The following is a 17,556-nucleotide window of genomic DNA, read 5'->3' as shown; positions in this document are numbered from 1 at the left end:
AGCGCGTCCATCATGGTCTAACGAGACGGTAACCGATACCGTAAAGTGTTTCGAGCTCGAGACGATGTAATTTCTTCCGGACACGGCGCACCAAGTCATCGACGACGCGGTCTGAACCAAAATAGTCATTCCCCCAAACCCCTTCTAAAATCTGTTCCCGTGACAAGGCCGAACCGGGATATTCTAAGAATAAAAGAAGTAAGTCAAACTCTTTTGACGTCAAATCAATCTCTTCGTCTCCGTGCTTGATAAGGCGTTTATCCGGATAGATTGTATATTCTCCGTATTCGATATGCTCGTTCGATTTCGAACCGTAGACACGGTCAATCAATTTTTTGACACGAATGACGAGCTCCCTCGGGAGGAACGGTTTGGCGATGTAGTCATCCGAACCCATCTCGAGTCCGATGATTTTGTCGATATCCTCGTCGCGCGCCGAGATGAAAATCGTCGGCGTATTCGCATTGACAGCTTTGATTTGTTTCAACAATTGGAACCCGTCCAAGTCCGGCAACATGATATCGAGCACCCACAAATCCGGTTGGTCCGGAATCGCTTCTTGTGCAGATATCCCGTCCGCAAACGAGCGCACGTTGTATCCTTCCTGTTCTAAATACGTGACGAGCATTTTATTTAAGTTTGGTTCATCGTCGACTAAGTAGATTGTATACATTCAAGTCACCTCAACACGTTTTTTCTCATCATATCAAACAATTGTCGTGAAATGATGGGAAAGAAATGAAGTCAAAGAAAAAAGAAGGCAACGGAATCGCACCTTCTTCACCGTACTGAATTCGTTCGTAACTGTTGCGTCAAAAATGCTGCGCCCCCACTAATCAACGCCAATACTCCACTGATCATGATCATTTCCATGATATCCGCCTCCCGTTGATACCGATTCTCATTATCAACTTAAATATAGCATACATCTTATCCGTTGAATACCACAAAAAAAGTCCCGATTTCACTCGGGACTTACCATGATTATGCTTTTACGTCATATCCTTGTTCTTCGACTGCTTCCACCATCGCTTCAAGTGAAACAGAGTCTTGGTGAATCACATCGACCCGATGCTCTTGGAGCGATACCGTCGCTGATTCGACACCGTTCAATTCATTCAATGCTCCCTCCACTGCCGCTTTGCAGTGATTACATGTCATTCCTTCTACTGTTAAAGTTGTTTCTTTCATGATGATCCTCCTTGAGTTTTTAATCTTAATGCGTTCAAGACGACAGATACCGAACTGAACGCCATCGCTGCACCGGCAATCCATGGGGCAAGTAATCCAGCTGCCGCAACCGGTATGCCAAGACTATTATAGGCGAGGGCCCAAAACAGATTTTGACGAATGTTTTTCATCGTCAAGCGGCTCATATTCATCGCCCGACTCACGCCTTCAATGTCTTGCCCTACAATTGTAACATCCGCCGCCTCGAGAGCGACATCTGTGCCACTTCCGAATGCGATGCCAACGTCTGCCACCGCAAGGGCAGGGGCATCGTTCATGCCATCCCCTACCATAGCCACACGACCGGATTGCTTCAATTGTTCGATCTGATCTGCCTTCTCGACAGGAAGTACTTCGGCGATGACTTGACGATTCGGTATGCCGAGTTCGTCGGCAATCGCATATGCGACTTCTTTCCGGTCTCCGGTCAAAACATACACCTTGCGGGTTTGACTGAGTGCCTGCACAACATCACGACTTTTCGGCTTCAATTGATCTTGTAGTCCGAACGCCGCGACAATTCCGCTCTCATCCGCGACATAGACCGGGGTCATCGCCCGCATCGACCAATCCGGCAATTTGTATCCGAGTTCCTCCATCATTCGGACAGACCCGATGGTGAGTTCTATCCCATCAACGACCGCTTTGACACCTCGTCCGGCTAACTCTTCCACTTTCGTCACGACACCATCGCCTGCTTCACGACCAATCGCAGCTGCCAAAGGATGCGTCGATTGCCGTTCTGCCATCACAGCCCGTTTGAGGACCGCTTCGTCTCCGAATGTTTCGACCACTTCCGGCGTTCCGTTCGTCAATGTCCCAGTCTTATCAAATACAACGATATTCGCTTCATTTAGCGATTCAAGTTGCCCTCCACCTTTAAACAAGACACCTTGTTCCGCCGCTCGTCCCGTCCCGACCATGATGGATGTCGGCGTCGCCAAACCGAGCGCACACGGACACGCAATGACGAGTACAGCAATCGACGCCCGAATCGCCGTATCGATATCGTTCAAGAGAAACGCCCATACTACGAACGTGACGACACTGATTGCTACGACGACTGGCACAAACACACCGGAGATGCGGTCGGCCTGCCGTTGAATCGGTGCCTTGTCGGTTTGCGCCTGCTCGACGACGCGTACAATTTGAGCGAGCATCGTTTCTTTACCGACACGTTCCGCCCGCATGAGAATGCGATGGGACTGATTGATCGTCCCGCCGACGACTTCGGCGTCGACCGTCTTCTCCGCTGGAATCGATTCTCCTGTCAACATCGATTCATCAATAACTGTCTCTCCTTCAATGATTCGTCCATCAACCGGAATTTTCTCTCCCGGACGCACGACGAGAACGTCTCCTACTTTGACGAGTTCAACGGCAACAGACCGTTCTTCACCATCGACAAAGAGGATCGCCTCTTTCGCCTGAAGCGATAAGAGTGATTTCAACGCATCGGTCGTCTTCTCTTTCGCCCGTCCTTCTAACCACTTCCCAAGTAAGACAAGCGTGATGAGGACTGCACTTGTTTCAAAATAAAGATGTGGATTCATCGGGTGTACAATCATTTCAAAGATGGAATAAAAGTATGCGGCAGACGTCCCCGTCGCGACGAGCACGTCCATGTTCGCCGATCCGCTCTTCAAACTCTTATACGCACCTTGATAAAACTGTGCGCCAATCCAAAACTGGACAGGTGTCGCAAGGGCGAATTGCCACCAGGGACTCATCAACCAGTCGGCTTGGAACCCGAGACCCGGGATATGAGTCAACATCACCAATAGAAGTGGTGCCGACAACAGCGCAGAGATGATGACCTTACGTTGTAAAGGACGTAAATCATGCGGGGGCGCCATCTCGACTTTCGGTTCAGCACCGTATCCAATCTTCTCGATTCGAGCAATCAGCTCTTCTTCCGTAATCCCTTCATCGACACGAATCGTGGCTGTTTCAAGCGGAAGGTTGACCGTCGCTTCGACTCCGTCCATCTTATTCAACACTTTTTCAATTCGAGCCGAACACGCCGCACAAGTCATACCTTGTATGGATAGCTCAACGGTTTTCATGAAATCCCTCCTTATTTTTTGATGCGGCTGACAATCGTCATCAATTCATCAATGTAAGGCTCCATGTTTTCCGTCTCGCTTGCGTGAACCAAACACTTGCGCATGTGACGCTCTAACAGTTGCATCTCGACTTGCTTGAGAGCGGCTTGAATAGCGGATGTCTGTGTCAAAATGTCGACACAGTAACGATCGCTCTCCACCATTTTTTGAATTCCCCGGACTTGTCCTTCAATTCGTTTTAGACGTTTCCCGAGTGTTTCACGTTCAGCGTCATCACGCGGAACGAGTGGTTGGTCATGCAAAAATTCATCCATGTTGATCACCTCACCACCAATATACCCCTACCCCGTAATAGTGTCAAATGAGAAGATAAGAAAAGAGCGAACTAGGTCGCTCTTCTTTACTCAACTATTTTGAAACGCTTCGCTCTTTAAGACGGTACGTAAAATCTTGCCGGTCGTATTTCGCGGAAGTTCTTCAATGATTTCGAGGTAAGTCGGTTGTTTGTATTTCGCCAATTTTGTTTGGGTGTAAGCACGAATATCTTCTTTCGTCACTCCTTCATGTTTCGTGACGACAAACGCCTTCACCGCTTCCCCTTGCTCGGCATCCGGCACACCAATCACTGCCGCTTCAACGATGTCAGGATGTTGATACAACACTTCTTCTACCTCTCGAGGGTATACGTTATAGCCTCCGACGATGACCATATCCTTTTTACGGTCGACGATATAGAAGTAACCATCCTCATCACGTCGCGCTAAGTCTCCCGTATAGAGCCAGCCATCGCGGAGCGTCATCATCGTCTCTTCCGGCAGCTTATAATATCCTTTCATGACGTTTGGTCCTCGTACAACCAATTCTCCGACTTCACCGACGCCGACTTCTTCCCCAAGCTCGTCGACGACTTTGTTTTCCACATGAACGATGGAAGGTCCAATCGATCCAGCTTTTCGTTCACCGTGGAGCGGATTGAAGCATGTGACCGGTGACGCCTCTGACAGACCATACCCTTCTAGAATCTTACACTCGAACATCTGCTCAAATGATTCGAGCAATTGAACCGGTAAACTCGCTCCACCTGAAACGAAAACGCGGACATGTTTTAGAGCAGAGGTGTAAGCTGGTACCTTCATCGCTGTCTGCAGCAAGAAATTATACATTGTTGGTACGCCAGCAAATAATGTCACACGGTGCTTTGGTACTAAGTCGAATACGTCTTGTGGCGAGAACTTCGGTAAGATGACAATCGTCGCACCACGAAGAAGCGGCGCGTTGACGATAACTGTCAAACAGAAGACGTGGAACATCGGCAATGCCGCTAACGCTTTATCTTCAGGCGTGATGTCCAAGTACTCTCCAATGGAATGCGCATTCGAGAATAAATTTCGATGAGTCAAAAGAGCCCCTTTCGGCTTTCCGGTCGTTCCACTCGTATAGAGAATGACGGCGACCTCCTCTTCATCCACTTCGACGAATGTTCCTTCCGATGCAGCAAACGACTCCGCAAATGGGATAAATTCAATCTCACCTTCACGTTTCAATGCCGGAACGTTGGCATATGGCACCGAGATGACAATCTTCAATTCAGGCAACTTCGAGAGTGTCGCTTCTGCCTGTGCGACGAGCGGCGACAACCCAACGATTCCTTTTACGTCCCCATCGAGCAAAATGTAAGCCATCTCATCCGGCGTGTATGTAGGGTTGATCGGAATGACGACCCCTCCACGTGACAACACGGCGAAGTACGTAATCAAGAACGCAGGGCTATTGCCGAGGACGAGAGCGACATGATCCCCTTGTCCGATTCCTTTTTGTTCAAGTGTAGACGCCATCGCCTTGACTTGCCCATAAAACTGTCCGTAACTCACCGTGTCTTCCCCAAACACATACGCCGCTTTCTGCGGGTGAGCGGCCACTACATCTTGTAGTGACTTGACTAAGTTTGCCATGGTAATCCCCCTTTAAATGAATGATGATTCACTTTTGAGCCATAAAAAAGAGCACGTTGTCCGCGCTCTTTTCAATTACTTCTATTGTACATGAAATGTTTCAATAAGAAAACGCTTCCAAAAAGTTCGTCTGCAAATGAAACATACCGGCACGACTTTGGATATGAACGAGCGCTTGTAGTGCCTCATCGTCCATCAGTAAATCATCAATCAACTTATGATACATCTGCTTTTTGGGTTCACTCGTAGCCGTAATCAAAAGAATGGCCTTTGCATGAATCATTTCTCCGGTGATCGTCTTTACTTCGCACGGGTTCATTAGGTGAAGGAGTGAAATGCCGTCTCGTTTTGAAATGGAGAGAGGCACGTCAATGACAGCTACCGGAATCGCGACATCGCTCACCCCGGAAGGAATAATCGTCTCCTGATCGAGAATCACCCGTGTAAATGAAGAATCGACCATATCTTTTCGTTCTAACTCTAGACCTACCGCCTTGACAGCTCGTTCAAATGTCGCTTGCTCCGTCACCCACATACGACTCGCATCCATCCATTCACTAAGCATCCGATACATGCATACTCCTCCTATTTTGATTAGCCTTTACGAAAACGCTTGCACAAATTATGATACGCCTTCTCCCGTCGAGGCGCAATCCGTTCGACCAACGTTCACGAAACTGCCAAAAAAGGACGAGCTCCGTAGAGATCGCCCTGATCATCTTAACTAATCAAATCAACCAATTCCTCGAGCTCGACATTTCCAAAGTAATGTTTTAAATCGAGCGTCATTAACTGTTCACGGATGGCAGCACGTTCGAAACGAGTCCCAACGAGCGCTTGCTCGACGTCTTGGATGTCACCGACACCGAAGAAGTCACCATAAATCTTCGCTTCTGTGATCGTCCCTTTGTTCACGTTCAAGCGGACGTCGATCGTCCCGATTGGGAAACGGCGTTTTGACTCGACGTCGAACTTCGGAGATTTCCCAAAGTTCCAGTCCCAGTTCGCATAGCGCTCTTTCGAGATATCATGAACGATTTCCCAGTCCTCATCACGTAGAACGTAACGCTCCGGCTGCTCTCCATCATAAATCGAATGGAGTAACGCCTCGACGAAGTGTTGCATCTCCATCTCGCGCTCTAAAAATTCAGTGATGTTCGCGACACGACTGCGAACAGACTTGATTCCTTTTGAGCGCATCTTTTCTTCAGAGACGTTAAGTGAGTTGACGACTTCTTCAATGTTCGAATTGAACATGAGCGTCCCATGACTGAACATGCGTCCACGCGTCGTAAATTGGGCGTTTCCGCTGATTTTACGCTCGCCGACCTGAATATCGTTACGACCCGTCAGCTCTGCCTCGACACCTAGGTTACGTAACGCATCAACGATGGGTTGTGTAAACTTCTTATAGTTATTGAACGAGTTGCCATCGTCTTTTGTGATGAAGCTGAAGTTCAAGTTTCCTTCATCGTGATAGACGGCACCCCCACCAGAGAGACGTCGAACGACATCGATGCCGTTCTCTTCGATATACTTCAAGTTGATTTCTTCCGATGTGTTTTGGTTTTTCCCAATGATAATCGAGGGTCCATTGATGTAGAACAGGAAATAATCTTCATGATCTACGTTCAAGTGTTTTAAGATATACTCTTCAACCGCCAAGTTAAGCTTCGGATCGCGGATATCTGGATTAAAAATAAATTTCACAGTCTATTTCCTCCTAGTCAGGTGTTCGCTACTCGTATTATACGAAACAAGACGACGCCTCGCCAAATCTTTTAGCTCCACTCACCTGTCATGACTCGTTTCAAGGCGTTGGCCACCCCGTATTCATTGTGCCGTTCTGTGACGTGATCACTGATGGCAATCAGTTCTTCATGGCTGTTACCCATCGCAATCGCTTTGCCGGCAACTTTAAACATCGGTACATCGTTCAAGTTATCACCGATGACGACGACTTCAGATAGATCGATGCCGTAATGTTCAGCGAGCTTCGATACACCGTTACCTTTATCCGCACCATGTGCCATCACTTCGATGTTGTCATTGCCCGAAGACGTGACATACACACCTCCGACTTGAGCTTCGATTTCTTTCCACAGCGTTGACATTTTCTCAAAATGACTCGAGAACGCAATGAACTTATAGACACGTCCCGCTTCTTTACGAATAAAGTTCTCGATATCATCAACAATCTTCACATCTTCATTGACGTAATAACGGTTTTTGAAGAATTCGTACCTCTCAAGCGAGCGGTCGTCACCATTCGCTTTCAAGTTCTTCATCGACGCCTCAATCAAGTCACCACGGCTCGCAACAAGCCCAGCTTCCGTGTAGATCTCGTAAAAAACGTCCGCATATTTGTCATCTTGATGAAGAACATCAATAACTTGAAGTGCCTCTTCAATCGTTAAATCGATTTCATGAAGGACCTCTCCCGAAGTGTCGAGCACGCGTCCCCCATTCGACGACACGATCGGACAAGATAATCCGACCTCATCCAAGATTTGTTTCGCATTTACATAATTGCGCCCCGTCGCAATCGCAAACCGAATCCCCGCTGCTTCTGCCTCACGAACGATTTCAGCCGTTTCCTTCGCGATAGTGGTGTGGTTGTGCAAAATCGTACCGTCCATGTCTGATACAAAAAGTTTATACGTTGCCATCTTCCATCACTCCTTTTTCTCTTTCGCTTCTAACTATAACAAAAAGAGAGGGATTCGGAACAATCCGAACCCTCCCTTCATCAAATCTCAACCTTTTCGCCCAATGCCTTCACTTGTTCTCTTACACTCTTCACACAGTCCGGCATTCCGATTCCGTCATAGGCGATTCCAGCGAGAATGACCCCTGGATACACACGGCCCATCTCGGCACGCAGCGCCTTGACACGGTCAGCGTGAAAGACCGCATACGGGGGCAAACCATCACGGAGTCGACTGACAACCGTCTGAACCGGTTCACGATGAATGCGCATGAGACCTTGAAGGTCGTGTAGTGCCGTCTCGATAATGTCTTCATCAGACGCTTCGACGATTTCATCTGCTCCGGGGCGACCTAAAAAGACGCGGAGGACGTGATATCCTTCTGGTACGGCGTGTGGCCATTTCTGGTCGATGAACGTACACGCTGTAATCGTTACATCCGCTTCCTGACTCGCGACAAATCCGGTTCCGACAAACGGAAGCTCGATGTCTTCTTCTTTGAAGACTAAAGAACAGGTCGCTGTCGCATGTGGCTTCATATCTGCCAAAAAGTCACTATCGACTTTCGGGAGGAATTGACGAATGAGACGGGGCGGCACCGTCAACACGAGATGGTCCGTATCGATATCACCACGCGTTGTAAACAATCGATATCCTTCTTCACGCTCGGACACTTGTTCGACGGAGCAATTAAAAATGACCTCGGTCCGCTCCAATCGTTCAGCGAGTCGATCTGTGAGCGATTTTAGCCCCCGCTGCAATGAGGCGAACTGACCGACTTTCTTCGCACCAACTTCAGCTACCCGCTGTTCAGGACGTAAATGCCGCATCCCTTCGTATAAGTTCCCGTATTTCTGTTCTCCTTCGATGAACTGAGGGAACGTCGACATCGCACTCATTTGATCGATATCTCCAGCATAGATACCAGAGAGTAACGGTTCAATCAATCGGTCGACAATCGGGTCTCCGACACGTTCACGAAGGTAGAGGCCGAGTGAGACGTCCGAGTCTGGCGTCTCTACTTTTGGTGGTGACAGCAACATCCGCTTCAAGTCCTCGTGCTCTTCCTCCGAGAGCAACGTCGTCTCACGAAACGCGTTGACGTCTAGCGGAATCCCCATTACCGTCTGTTTCGGGATTGGATGGAGTCCGTCATGATGAAGGACGTAAGCCTGCCCGACACCGTTTCGAACGAGTTCATCCCCTAAGCCGACGTCTTCAATTAATTCCGTCATCGCAGTCTTTCGAAAGACGTACGAATCCGGTCCACGTTCAACCGCAAATTCTCCTGTTTCATACGTATCAATCTTTCCACCGAGGCGATCTGTCGCCTCGAGCAACGTGATGGTCACGTCTTCCGGCAAATAACGCTCCGCATAAAAAGCGGCGGTGAGACCTGTGATCCCACCACCGACAATCGTGAATTTACGCATGATGCACGATCACGCTTTCCATTCGATCCGCGATGGCTTCGATGAAGCTTCGCTCTGCATTTGGCATAGCTGGACGTGCGTAGTGAACACCGAGGCGGTCACAGACAACTTTACACTCGACGTCGTTGTCGAACAATACTTCGAGATGGTCTGCAACAAAACCAACCGGCGTATAGACGAACGCCTCATAGCCATATTTTTCATGAAGTTCAGCCGTCAGATCCTGTACGTCAGGTCCAATCCATGGATCCGGCGTGTTCCCTTCTGACTGCCAACCAATCTCATAATGCGGGACGCCCGTTTCAATGGCAATTTTATCAGCCGTTTCTTTCAATTGATCCGGATACGGGTCGCCTCCAGCCAAAATCTTCTCAGGGAGACTATGCGCTGAAACGATGAGACATGTCTTTTCAGCCGGTACAGGCAATGACGCATACGTATCGTTAATCGCATTCGCCCACCATTTGATAAACTTCGGCTCATCATACCACGACTCTACCGAACGAATGTCGATGCCATACTTCGCCGCTTCTTCATGAGCACGTCCGTTGTATGATTTGACGCTATATGACGAGTAATGAGGTGCTAAGACGACCGATACCGCCTCTTTGATGCCATCGTTCGCCATTTGCTCGACCGCGTCTTCTACGAACGGTTCGATATGCTTCAATCCGATATACAGTTTGAACTCGATTTCACCTACATGACGCTCATTCAAGATGTCACGAAGCGTCTCCGCTTGATCGATTGTGATTTTCGCGAGTGGAGATACGCCACCAATCGCCTCGTAGCGTTCCGTCAAATCTTGGAGTGCCTCCGGTGACGGCTTGCGTCCATAACGAATATGCGTGTAATAACGTTCAATATCTTCCGGTTTGTACGGTGTGCCGTACGCCATGACAAGTAGTCCTACTGTTTTCATGATTCGTTGCCTCCCATTTTTTCGCGTGAGTAGTCGTGAATGAATGCCGTCAATTTGACGAGAACAGCCGGATCGACTTCAGGGAACACCCCATGTCCCAAGTTGAAGACGTAACCAGGTTGTTTCATTCCTTCATCTAAAATCTCCTTAACCTTCTCTTCGATGACCGGCCATGGAGCTAACAAGAACGACGGGTCTAAGTTCCCTTGAACGGCTTTCGTAATCCCACGTTCCCGTGCTTCCTGTACCGAGAAACGCCAGTCAAGACCGACCACATCTAGTGGAAGGTCATGCCATTCTTCGATTTGATGGCTCGCTCCGACACCGTGCATGATGAGCGGAATGTCGAGTGAACGCAATTCCTTGAAAATTCGCTCCGTCGTCGGTTTGATGTAACGCGCATAATCTTTACGACTAAGCGTGCCGACCCACGAATCAAACAATTGAAACGCCTGAATGCCGGCATCCGCTTGCGCCTTCGCATACGTGATGACCATGTCACCGAGTTTCTCCATCAACGCATTCCATACATCCGGTTCTGCATACATGAGCGCTTTCGTGCGATGATAGTTACGGGATGGGCCCCCTTCGATCATGTAGCTCGCCAATGTGAACGGTGCACCTGAAAAGCCGATTAGTGGGACTTCAAGTCGTTCCCGCAATAAACGGATTGTATCAAAGACGTATGAGATATCTTCTGGGTTTAACGGTTTAAGTCGTTCCACATCCTCCATCGTACGATATGGATTATCGATGACCGGTCCGATTCCGCTCTTAATTTCGACATCAACTCCCATCGATGGAAGTGGTGTCATGATGTCTTTATATAGGATGGCCGCGTCGACTCCGAGTTGTTTCACCGGAAGTTCCGTGACATATGCACAAAGTTCAGGATCATGTGTGATCTCGAAAAGTGACCTCGTCTTTTTAATCTCTCGATATTCCGGTTGATAGCGTCCGGCTTGGCGCATATACCATACAGGTACATAGTCCGTCGCCTCTCCTTTAAACGCTTTTAAAATTGTATCGTTCATACGTCGCGTCATTCCCCTCTAAATTTCTCCTACACTCTTTATTCTCTTGTTTGTGAACTCAAAAACATTATACAGAAATTAATTAGAATTATGCTAATGTGAAGCATTTTCATTGTGTTTTCTTTGTGTCATTTTTTTGTCGGAAATGTTCGGAAGGCTGAATTCAATTGACCTCGAATCATATCATCGCGCTGTTTCGTCGACAATCGACGTTCGCGCTCTTTAATATCCTGAATTCGCCACCCATCCTCCAATTTGGTCGCCACTTCAATCAAACGCTCCACGTCATGGAAAGAATATTTACGTGACCCACCTTTCGTCCGTTCAGGCAAGACGAGACCTTTTTCTTCATAGTAGCGGACTTGACGCTCCGAAAGCCCCGTCAAATTTGTCACGACGCCCATTCCGATGACCTTCTTCGATTTGTAGTCCATCCTCTCCCGCCCTCCCTATTTAAAAAAACTATGTCAGATAATCTGACAAAATGCAATCCAACGTCGTTTTTTCATTTTACACTGAAGTCAACTTTTGGAAAGCACCTAAGAAAAAGGAGGGCATGAACATGGAAGACATTTTCTATTATATGGACACGCTGTATGTACTCATCGCTGCATTGCTCGTATTGACGATGCAATTAGGTTTCGGATTACTCGAGACCGGGACGCTCCGAGCCAAGAACGCCGGTCACGTCGCGGTCAAACAAATAATCAGCCTCTCTGTGGCGGCACTCGCTTTTTGGGCGGTCGGGTTCGGCCTCTCGTTCGGAGATGGAACGACTTGGTTCGGGACAGAAGGTTTCTTCTTGAGCGGATCGTTCTCAAGCCTCGATTGGGCGAACGTTTCAATCGACATCAAATTCTTATTCCAGTTATCATTTGTTGCAGTCTCACTCGCCATCGCTTGGGGTGGATTTGCGGAACGGGCTAAGCTGTCTGCCTACGTTCTCTTCGGTATCTTCTTCGTTGCTATCCTCTATCCAATCGTCGCACGCTCAGTATGGGCTGGCGGTATGCTTGGATCAATGGGTATGCAAGACTTCGCGGGTTCAGCGGTCGTTCACCTTCAAGGTGGGATGGCGGCGCTCATGGCTACCATCATCTTAAAACCACGTCGTAAGACGGAATCACTCGCTGGTCATAACCACGTCTTAACCGTTGTTGGCGGTCTCGTCCTTTGGCTTTGCTGGTTCGGATTCAACGCCGGCTCGACGATGTCGGTCGCTGACGGATTCTTCGGATACGTTGCATTGACGACGATGCTCGCCACAGCAGCTGGTGCGCTCGGTGCCCTTGCCATCGTCATGCTCCATCGGAAAACGGCAGATATCCCGTCAATCGTCAACGGGGTTCTCGGTGCACTCGTCGCCATCACGGCGGCATGTGCGTTCGTCGAACCGTGGGCGGCCGTCGTCATTGGTGCACTCGCATCCATCGCGACATACGGAACGAGCATCTTGATGGCGAAATATGTGGATGACCCACTCTGCGCCTTCTCTGTACACGGAGTGGCTGGGATCATCGGAACACTCGCACTTGGCTTCTTCGCTTCTCCCCGACTTGTCGAAATTACGGGTATCGGTTCTGCCGGACTGTTCTATGGTGGCGGATTGACACAACTCGGCGTACAGACACTCGGTGTGTTGATCGCCATGGTCATCGCCGGTGGCGGCAGTTATGCTTTCTTGAAACTACTCGACGTCACAATCGGTCTCCGTGTCACAGAAGAACAAGAAGATGTCGGTCTCGATATCGCAGAACATGGTGTGTCAGCATACGGTGAAGTCGAAGAGTCGACAGAGAAACCAGGACGCCTTCCGAAAATTCTCGGTTCAAGCGTATCGGTCATGTCTCCTAAAAAATAATCTAATCATGCGAGAAGGACACCCGAAAAGGATGTCCTTCTTTTTTATGTCAAACGGCTCAAGTAATAGCGAATGACCACAATCGATAAGATAAACCCAATCGCCGCGTCCCATGTCGCACCAAAAGCGATGGACACAAGTACGAGAACGATTGCCTGGACGATAAGCAACCGCATCGCCCACCATGAATACCCTTCGATCCGCTCGTCACGAGTAATTGGTAGCCAGGAGACTATTGAAACCGCCTCTAACCGCTTAAATAAAGGAACGAGCTGTAATGCCGTTAGTCCCACAAAGAGTGGCGTGACAAAGCCCACATACCACCCTCCTGACATCCACATGACAATGAGCGCTACTGCTGTCAAATGAAGAATCAAATCGAGCGAATCGTTTGACCGAATAATACGAAGGCCGTACACATAACGTGATGCGTCCACGTGCTGGAGTACTCGCCGTTCTAACAATTTCGTCAACAGTCTACGCTCCCGGACTTCTTCTCTCAAGGTCGGTAAGTCGACGAACCAACTGATCACCCGTTCAAATTGCGCCCGACTCTTCTCTTCAAGAGTCAACCAATGGAGAAGAGGAATCCGCTCATGTCGCTTAACGTGTAATAGAATGAACGGAGCAAAAGCCGGAATCCACGCCCACTGTGTCCAATCGACAAGAAGACAGAAACCGCTCACGAGCGCAAACAGCAAGATCGTCCATTCGCGAATCCCCTCTACTCTAGCCAAACGTCCCGCAGCTGACAGCAAAACCATCGTCACGACGAATGATAGCACTTCCATACTCGAATAATTTTCCGTTCGCACGAGAAGTGGTAACAAAATGAGCAAGACGAGCAATGCACGCAGCACGGCGAATGCGACATTAAACAGACGAACGCCAATCATATAGGATCGAATATCACCCAGCTCCGGTAGTAAGAACACTTGATCTGCATCTTGGATGAATGTTCGTGGACGATGACCGAGCGGGATAATCAACAGGATCGCCGCAGCAATCCATGCACCCGGGAACGTCCCATCGATTCGTTCTAAAAAATTGTTATAGACGAACGCCCCGTAAATCAAGGTGAAGTAGAGCGTGAACAGTAGCCCCCCGTTCGCGACATAGCGACTATACTTTACAACCTCTTCCATCCAATTTCCGAGTCTTGAAGTAAATCGATTCATGACGACTGTTCCTCCGAAGCAATCGCCTCGACATATATGTCATCAAGCGTCGCATCCGGTGATAATCGGTACACTTCACGTAATTCCGAGGCCGTGCCGGTTGCGATGACGACACCTTGATGAAGGAAGATAAATCGATCACAATGCCGTTCTGCCGTTTCAAGGATGTGGGTCGACATCAAAATCGCACAGTCTTCTTTATACTCATCAAATAATTGGAGCAACTGTCGAATCGCCAATGGATCAAGACCAACAAACGGTTCATCAACGATCAAGAGCGGAGTCTTTGTCACGAGAGCACATAAAATCATTGCTTTTTGACGCATCCCTTTCGAAAAGACCGATGGGAACCATGCGAGTTGCTTTTCCATTCGCATCTCTTTCGCCAAACGGTTTGTACGCATAGTCAAATCCTTAGAATCGACATCATACGCTTTTCCCATTAACTCGATATGTTCTTGTAATGTCAATGTCTCATATAAAATCGGCGTCTCCGGTATGTAACTTACTTTTTTACGATACTTTTTTTCTGAAGACTGTAATGTCTCACCATCAATTTCTATTTGTCCGGATAGTGGTGACAAGAGCCCCAAAATGTGTTTGATTGTTGTTGATTTCCCAGCGCCATTTAGCCCTATCAAACCAACGAGCTCTCCTTTTTTCACTTCAAACGAAACGTCATGCAATACTTGTTTACCGAGATATCCGCCGTTCAACCGATCGACGTGCAGCATGAAAACCACACCTTTCATTTTCAACTTTTTTTTGTGCTATATGTTTTAAATGTTGTCACATGGGAATAATCACAACTGTAAGGCATTTTAAAATAAAACATCAATACTTCCATTGTTCCACAAAATCGTTGTAAAGAACAATGGGCAAAAAGAGGAAGGAGAATGGTTTATGGGGTTTATTCTTTATTTAATTATCGGGGGTATCATCGGTTGGTTAGCAGGATTGATTTTAGGTAAGGACGTACCAGGTGGAATCATTGGTAACATCATCGCGGGGATCATCGGTGCATGGTTAGGTGGACTTATCTTTGGTGACTTCGGACCAACAGTTGCGGATATCGCAATTATCCCAGCGCTTATTGGTGCGATTATCTTAATCTTGATCGTATCATTCGTTATGAAATCAATGCGTAAAAAATAAGATTATGTATCGGAGGGGCTTCCATTATGGAATGCCCCTCTTTTTTTATTCAATCAGTAAATACATCGCGTCATTCTTTTCGACAAACTGCTTCTCGGTCTCAAGGCCAAAGAATGTAAAGAACGATTCGAAGAACGATTGACCGTAATCCCACTCTGTACCGAGTTGGTGCTCTAGTTTCTCTTTCGGTTCACCAAGTAAGGCAATCAAATCATCCGGCCGCTTATCGAGATCGACCACAATCGACTGTACGTCCCCGTCATCATATGTGACCGTCAACTGTTCATAATCCCATTTCTCCTCACGCTTTCCAGTTGGTTCGCCAAGTGCTTCTAAGACCTTCTTCTCCGATTGTCCAATCAAGGAATCAATCGTTTCTAACGCATGTCCCGTTTGTGCTTCCACTTCGATTTCAATCAGCTCAGCCCGTTTTAAATCGAACTGTCCCGCAATCGATTCGTTCGATTCCGGCATAAGTGCATAATCAATGGATGCAGACGAAGTCAATTGAATTGTCTCAGTTTCGGATACCGTCTCACCGTTCGCGACGGCGACCGCCTTCACATCATAACTTCCTGGCATCTTTTCAAACGTTAGCAACCCGCCTGCTTCATCGATTCGTCCCACGCGCTGACCGTCAATCCAAATATTCGTCAACTGTAAGTCCGAAGTCACATCGATTCGTTGCGGGAGAAGCTCGATTCGATAGTCAGAAAAGCCGTATCGTCCTTCACCCGTGTCGATTAAACGAAACAAACCTTCCGATTCCGTACTAGACGTTCGATCCGAGCGATCTTTCGCAACCTCTGAGATGGCATCGCCTCGAATTGATTTTTCATCATTTAACCAACGCATAAATCGCAACGCTTCCGCTCGTGTTAGTGGTTCTCCTTGATATTCCATCTTTTCTTCAAAAAAAGCACGGTCTTGTTCTAATAAGGCCTCTTTGAAAGCAACGTGAATTTTATCTTGTTCCGCCGCCGGCTTGTATGCGTATAAATAGAAAACAATAGCTCCAACTATAATGATCAAACTAAATAATAAAAGAAGAACTCTCGGGTTGCTCTCTTTCTTTTTGCTTCTCGTATACGACATTCACTCGTCTCCTTTCATATACTTCTATTATAGAAGGAATCGATTCCCCATCCAATCATTCTTGCGCCCGAAATTCCATGATATGATGAAGCAGAAATGACTTTTAGAATGGAGGAATGAAGATGCATACCGATCCAACCTGTATCTTTTGTAAAATCGCTCAGCAAGAAATCCCGTCGTATCGGGTGTATGAAGATGAGGCTGTCGTCGCTTTTCTCGACCTCTCACAAGTGACAAAAGGTCACACGCTCGTCATCCCGAAACATCATACGAAAAACATTTACGAATTGCCTGAAGATGTCGCGGCGGATGTATTTAAACGAATCCCAACAATCGCTAATGCGATTCAGCGCGAGACGGGTGCAATCGGAATGAACGTCTTATCGAACGCAGAAGAAATAGCCGGGCAAACGGTGTATCACTTCCATATTCATTTAATTCCGCGTTTTGGACATGAGGACGGGTTTGGTGCGAAATGGATTACGCAAAACGACGCCTTCACATCTGAAGAACTCTCCACCCTTGCATCGAATATCCATGCCCACGTATAAGACAGCCTGAGATCCGTCGATGACGGGTCTCAGGCTGTTGACTAACATGAATCATATCGCTCGCCTTTCCGGCGCCCACGCTTTCCGCAGGCAATCCCGGAGCCGCATCGCGACTTGGGTCGCTGCTGGGTCTCCGTCGGATTGCTTTCCTGCAGGAGTCGGGGCGCCGTCGGGCGAGCAACGCAAACGGTCGTCATCTGGCGGCCGTTTGTCTTTTTCCGAGGCCTCGACGGCCGAAGAAAAAGCCCGGTACATACTTCGAATCGGTCCAAAAGGGGAAAAGGACGGTAAACGCCGAGCCCACCCGTCATCAAAAGGAGGAATCCGATATGTACCGCGCCCATCCCGAGAAACGACATGAAGCGATCCAG

19 protein-coding genes are annotated in these 17,556 nt (G+C 48.1%); 4 read left to right on the top strand and 15 right to left on the bottom strand.

Annotation, left to right across the window (positions count from 1 at the left end; translation table 11 throughout):
* Positions 1-10: 10 nt before the first annotated feature.
* The 12 genes from KNO76_RS03655 to KNO76_RS03600 all read right to left on the bottom strand — a co-directional run bounded on the left by KNO76_RS03655 (position 11) and on the right by KNO76_RS03600 (position 11,779).
* Positions 11-673 carry a response regulator transcription factor gene (locus KNO76_RS03655; RefSeq protein WP_214882672.1) on the bottom strand — a complete coding sequence of 221 codons (663 nt, stop codon included), beginning with the start codon at positions 671-673 and terminating at the stop codon, positions 11-13.
* 311 nt (positions 674-984) lie between these two features.
* Complete coding sequence (gene copZ / locus KNO76_RS03650) at positions 985-1,191, bottom strand: copper chaperone CopZ (protein WP_015880952.1); 207 nt, start codon at positions 1,189-1,191, stop codon at positions 985-987.
* Positions 1,188-3,296 carry a heavy metal translocating P-type ATPase gene (locus KNO76_RS03645; protein ID WP_214702690.1) on the bottom strand — a complete coding sequence of 703 codons (2,109 nt, stop codon included), beginning with the start codon at positions 3,294-3,296 and terminating at the stop codon, positions 1,188-1,190. Before KNO76_RS03645 ends, copZ begins: the two co-directional genes overlap by 4 nt.
* A gap of 11 nt (positions 3,297-3,307) precedes the next feature.
* The gene (locus tag KNO76_RS03640) at positions 3,308-3,610 is read right to left on the bottom strand and encodes a metal-sensitive transcriptional regulator (protein ID WP_214882669.1); all 303 of its coding nucleotides are present in this window, start codon (positions 3,608-3,610) and stop codon (positions 3,308-3,310) included.
* A gap of 90 nt (positions 3,611-3,700) precedes the next feature.
* Positions 3,701-5,248, bottom strand: coding sequence for a long-chain-fatty-acid--CoA ligase (locus KNO76_RS03635; RefSeq protein WP_214882666.1), 1,548 nt, complete (start codon positions 5,246-5,248; stop codon positions 3,701-3,703).
* Positions 5,249-5,348: 100 nt separating this feature from the next.
* Positions 5,349-5,822 carry a PTS sugar transporter subunit IIA gene (locus tag KNO76_RS03630; protein WP_214882663.1) on the bottom strand — a complete coding sequence of 158 codons (474 nt, stop codon included), beginning with the start codon at positions 5,820-5,822 and terminating at the stop codon, positions 5,349-5,351.
* Positions 5,823-5,968: 146 nt separating this feature from the next.
* Positions 5,969-6,958 (bottom strand): lipoate--protein ligase, encoded by a 990-nt coding sequence (gene lplA, locus KNO76_RS03625; RefSeq protein WP_026826662.1) that lies wholly within the window; start codon positions 6,956-6,958, stop codon positions 5,969-5,971.
* A 71-nt stretch (positions 6,959-7,029) separates the two neighbouring features.
* On the bottom strand, positions 7,030-7,917 hold the full coding sequence (locus tag KNO76_RS03620; RefSeq protein WP_214882660.1) for a Cof-type HAD-IIB family hydrolase: 888 nt from the start codon (positions 7,915-7,917) through the stop codon (positions 7,030-7,032).
* 80 nt (positions 7,918-7,997) lie between these two features.
* The gene (gene hemG, locus KNO76_RS03615) at positions 7,998-9,389 is read right to left on the bottom strand and encodes a protoporphyrinogen oxidase (protein ID WP_214882657.1); all 1,392 of its coding nucleotides are present in this window, start codon (positions 9,387-9,389) and stop codon (positions 7,998-8,000) included.
* Positions 9,382-10,311, bottom strand: a complete 930-nt coding sequence (hemH, locus tag KNO76_RS03610) for a ferrochelatase (RefSeq protein WP_214882654.1) — start codon at positions 10,309-10,311, stop codon at positions 9,382-9,384. Before hemH ends, hemG begins: the two co-directional genes overlap by 8 nt.
* The gene (gene hemE / locus KNO76_RS03605) at positions 10,308-11,357 is read right to left on the bottom strand and encodes a uroporphyrinogen decarboxylase (protein WP_214882651.1); all 1,050 of its coding nucleotides are present in this window, start codon (positions 11,355-11,357) and stop codon (positions 10,308-10,310) included. The genes hemH and hemE overlap by 4 nt, the downstream gene beginning before the upstream one ends.
* Before the next feature lie 116 nt (positions 11,358-11,473).
* The gene (locus KNO76_RS03600) at positions 11,474-11,779 is read right to left on the bottom strand and encodes a MerR family transcriptional regulator (protein ID WP_214882648.1); all 306 of its coding nucleotides are present in this window, start codon (positions 11,777-11,779) and stop codon (positions 11,474-11,476) included.
* 128 nt (positions 11,780-11,907) lie between these two features.
* Here KNO76_RS03600 and KNO76_RS03595 point away from each other — a divergent pair, with 128 nt between their 5' ends.
* Positions 11,908-13,206, top strand: a complete 1,299-nt coding sequence (locus tag KNO76_RS03595) for an ammonium transporter (protein ID WP_214882645.1) — start codon at positions 11,908-11,910, stop codon at positions 13,204-13,206.
* Between the two features lie 44 nt (positions 13,207-13,250).
* Here the strand turns inward: KNO76_RS03595 and KNO76_RS03590 are convergent, their stop codons facing one another.
* Both KNO76_RS03590 and KNO76_RS03585 read right to left on the bottom strand, forming a co-directional pair.
* Positions 13,251-14,384 (bottom strand): ABC transporter permease, encoded by a 1,134-nt coding sequence (locus KNO76_RS03590; protein ID WP_214882642.1) that lies wholly within the window; start codon positions 14,382-14,384, stop codon positions 13,251-13,253.
* Positions 14,381-15,118, bottom strand: a complete 738-nt coding sequence (locus tag KNO76_RS03585; protein ID WP_214882638.1) for an ABC transporter ATP-binding protein — start codon at positions 15,116-15,118, stop codon at positions 14,381-14,383. The genes KNO76_RS03590 and KNO76_RS03585 overlap by 4 nt, the downstream gene beginning before the upstream one ends.
* A gap of 169 nt (positions 15,119-15,287) precedes the next feature.
* Between KNO76_RS03585 and KNO76_RS03580 the strand changes: the two genes are divergently transcribed.
* Entirely contained in the window at positions 15,288-15,539 is a 252-nt protein-coding gene (locus KNO76_RS03580) for a GlsB/YeaQ/YmgE family stress response membrane protein (protein ID WP_026826670.1), read from the top strand.
* 45 nt (positions 15,540-15,584) lie between these two features.
* On the opposite strand, the gene KNO76_RS03575 is transcribed toward KNO76_RS03580, so the two are convergent.
* Positions 15,585-16,634, bottom strand: a complete 1,050-nt coding sequence (locus KNO76_RS03575) for a hypothetical protein (protein ID WP_214882636.1) — start codon at positions 16,632-16,634, stop codon at positions 15,585-15,587.
* Between the two features lie 122 nt (positions 16,635-16,756).
* Between KNO76_RS03575 and KNO76_RS03570 the strand changes: the two genes are divergently transcribed.
* Complete coding sequence (locus KNO76_RS03570) at positions 16,757-17,185, top strand: HIT family protein (protein WP_214702733.1); 429 nt, start codon at positions 16,757-16,759, stop codon at positions 17,183-17,185.
* Between the two features lie 46 nt (positions 17,186-17,231).
* Positions 17,232-17,546, top strand: coding sequence for a hypothetical protein (locus KNO76_RS03565; RefSeq protein WP_214882633.1), 315 nt, complete (start codon positions 17,232-17,234; stop codon positions 17,544-17,546).
* Positions 17,547-17,556: the final 10 nt, after the last annotated feature.

The organism is Exiguobacterium sp. s101, assembly GCF_018617835.1.
GTDB classification, from domain to species: Bacteria; Bacillota; Bacilli; order Exiguobacteriales; family Exiguobacteriaceae; genus Exiguobacterium; species Exiguobacterium marinum.
The sequence above is the reverse complement of the archived record's forward strand: the minus strand, read 5'-3'. Positions and strand labels throughout refer to the sequence as shown.